This window comes from Halobacterium sp. CBA1126 (assembly GCF_009741975.1).
In the GTDB taxonomy this organism is placed as follows: Archaea; Halobacteriota; Halobacteria; order Halobacteriales; family Halobacteriaceae; genus Halobacterium.
In genome coordinates, this window is record NZ_WPCF01000178.1 from 1 (window position 1) to 2,557 (window position 2,557).

4 protein-coding genes are annotated in these 2,557 nt (G+C 70.4%); 2 read left to right on the forward strand and 2 right to left on the reverse strand.

The window, feature by feature from the left end:
* Positions 1-945, reverse strand: a 945-nt coding sequence (locus GJ634_RS14870) for a DEAD/DEAH box helicase (protein ID WP_157503614.1), incomplete at its 3' end; no start/stop codon positions are given.
* A 303-nt stretch (positions 946-1,248) separates the two neighbouring features.
* Between GJ634_RS14870 and GJ634_RS14875 the strand changes: the two genes are divergently transcribed.
* A complete protein-coding gene (locus tag GJ634_RS14875; protein ID WP_157503615.1) occupies positions 1,249-1,491 on the forward strand; it encodes a ferredoxin in 243 nt (80 codons plus the stop codon).
* Between the two features lie 26 nt (positions 1,492-1,517).
* Positions 1,518-1,652, forward strand: a complete 135-nt coding sequence (locus GJ634_RS16515) for a hypothetical protein (protein WP_269449543.1) — start codon at positions 1,518-1,520, stop codon at positions 1,650-1,652.
* 18 nt (positions 1,653-1,670) lie between these two features.
* On the opposite strand, the gene mdh is transcribed toward GJ634_RS16515, so the two are convergent.
* A partial coding sequence (gene mdh / locus GJ634_RS14880; RefSeq protein WP_157503616.1) for a malate dehydrogenase occupies positions 1,671-2,557 on the reverse strand: 887 nt, incomplete at its 5' end.

Genomic DNA, 2,557 nt, shown 5'->3' on the forward strand with positions numbered 1-2,557 from the left:
GCCGGCGTGGTGGAACGCCGCCCCCTGCTCGACGGCGTCCGCGAGGTCGTCGCTGGTCTCCGTGTCGCTGACGCCCCGGATTTCGTCGGCGACCTCCCGGAGGCGCTGACGGTCGTCGTCGCTGATGCCCTGCTTGGTCACGTCCGCGAGCCGGCGCGCCGCCGCCTCGGCGTTCCGCCGGGAGTTCACGAACACGAGCGTCGAGCCGTCGTCCGCGAGCGTGTCCGCCACGATGGCGGCGGTCTGGCTGTCGCTGCCGCCGGTCGCGAGCTCCTCCTGCGTGCCGTCGTCGTAGTGGACGGCCTGCCCGTAGTGGACGCCCGTCCGCAGGTCGATGGGCCGCCACTCCGAGTCCACGAGCTCGGCGTCCAGCCACTCGGCTATCTCGTCGGCGTTCCCGACCGTCGCCGACAGCGCCACCACCTGCAGGTCCTGAACGCGCTGGCGCAGCTTCGCCAGCGTCACCTCGAGCGTGGGCCCGCGGTGGTCGTCGTCGACGAGGTGGACCTCGTCCGCGACCACGCAGGAGAGGTCGTCGATCCAGTCCGCGCCGTTGCGCACCAGCGAGTCGACCTTCTCGGAGGTCGCGACGACGACGTCGTTCTCGGACAGCCGCGAGCCGTCGTCCTCGTAGTTCCCCGTGGAGACCCCCACGGAGAGCCCGAACTGCTCGAACTCCGCGAACTCCGTGGCCTTCTCGCCGGCGAGCGCGCGCAGCGGCACGATGTAGAGGGCGGTCCCGCCGCGCTCGACCGCCGACAGCATCGCCAGCTCCGCGATCAGGGTCTTCCCGCTGGCGGTCGGCACGCTCGCCACGAGGCTCTCGCCCTCGGCGACGCCCGCCTCCACCGCCTCCGCCTGCGGCGGGTACAGCTCCTCGATACCCCCCGACTCGAGGTGGTCCGCGACCCCGTCGGGGAGCCCGGGTACGTCCGCGACTCTCATTAGCCCGGGATACGCGCGTCCCGCGGTTTAAACTGTCGCACCGGGCGAACAGCGCTCTCGTTCTGCTCCGTCGCCTTCTTCGGGAAGGCAGTTTCAAACACCTCGAAAGCCCCCGTGCGCTCGCGTCCGCTCACTCGCTGCGGTCCTCGGCCGTCGGCCTGCGGTCCTCGCGTCGTGAGCGCACGAGCGACCGCGACAGCGCCGGGGCTTTCGAGGTGTTCGGGGCGTCGTCGCTCGCTCCTCGGCCGTGACAACTCCGCCTAGCCCGGCAACGATATACGCGGGGCGCCACCACCTCGTAGTATGCGAGTCGAGTTCGACCGGGACGTCTGCATCGGGATGTTCCAGTGCGTGGCGGAGTGGGACGCCTTCGAGGAGGACACGGACGCCGGGAAGGCCGTGCTGCGGGACAGCGAGGAAGTCGAGGAGGACGTGTTCGCGCGCGAAATCCCCGAGGACGCGGAGCTGGACGCGAAGTTCGCGGCGCGGTCGTGTCCCGTGGACGCCATCGCGGTCTACGACGACGACGGCGAGCAGGTCGTCTGAGGCGCGCCCGCAGCCCGCCTAGTTTTATGGTAACACACTACGTAGTAGCGGCTGCGATGTGCCACCACTGGGAGGCGGTGCCGATACGGGACCTCGAACCGGCGGCCGAGGACGCGGAGGAAGAGCCGGACGACGTGACGAAAGAGGTCGCGCCCGCCTGAGGAGCGGGCCGCGGCGACTTACGCGATTTTCTCGTACTGCTCGGAGAGCTTCTCGGCGGCCTCGCCGAGCTGGTCGCGCTCGTACTCCGTGAGGTCCCACTCGACGACCTCCTCGACGCCGTTCGACCCGAGCTTCACGGGGACGCCGAGGCCCACGTCGTCGAGGCCGTACTCGCCGTCGAGGACGACCGAGCCCGGGAGCACTTCGCCCGTGTCCCGGAGGATGGCCTCGACCATGTGGGCGACGCCCGTCGCGGGCCCCCACTGGGTCGCGCCCTTGCGCTCGATGACGTCCATCGCGGACTGCTGGAGCTCCTCGAGAATCTCCTCGCGCTCGGCGTCCGAGAACTCGGGGTCGGCGCCGTTCACGCGCACCTTCGAGAACACGGGGACCTGGGCGTCGCCGTGCTCGCCGAGGATGGTGGCTTCGACGTTCTGGACGGGCGCGTCGAAGCGCTGGCTGAGCACGTAGCGGAACCGCGCGGAGTCGAGGCGGCCGCCGAACCCGACGACCTTGTGGCGGTCGCGGTCGCCGGCCTCGTAGAGGTGGCGGTTCAGGAGGTCGACGGGGTTCGACGTCGTCACCGTCACGAAGTCGTCGTTGTGCTCCGCCAGCGACGACCCGATGTCCTCCATGATGGGGGCGTTGTCGCCCGCGAGGTCGATGCGGGTCTGGCCGGGCTGGCGTGGAATCCCCGCGGTGACGACGACCACGTCCGAGCCCGCGGTGTCCTCGTACGTGCCCTGGTAGACCTCGGTGTTGGCGTCGTAGGCGACCCCGTGGTTCGCGTCCGCGGCCTGGCCGACAGTCTCGTCTTCCTTGTCCGGGATGTCGACGAACACGAGCTCGTCGGCGACGTCGCGGAGCGCGAGATTGTAGCCTGTGGCGGCGCCGACCGTGCCGG

What these genes read in the sequence shown, in the direction of transcription:
- GJ634_RS16515 (WP_269449543.1), top strand. Translation starts at nt 1,518, where the DNA reads ATGGTAACACACTACGTAGTAGCGGCTGCGATGTGCCACCACTGGGAG.
- GJ634_RS14875 (WP_157503615.1), top strand. Translation starts at nt 1,249, where the DNA reads ATGCGAGTCGAGTTCGACCGGGACGTCTGCATCGGGATGTTCCAGTGC.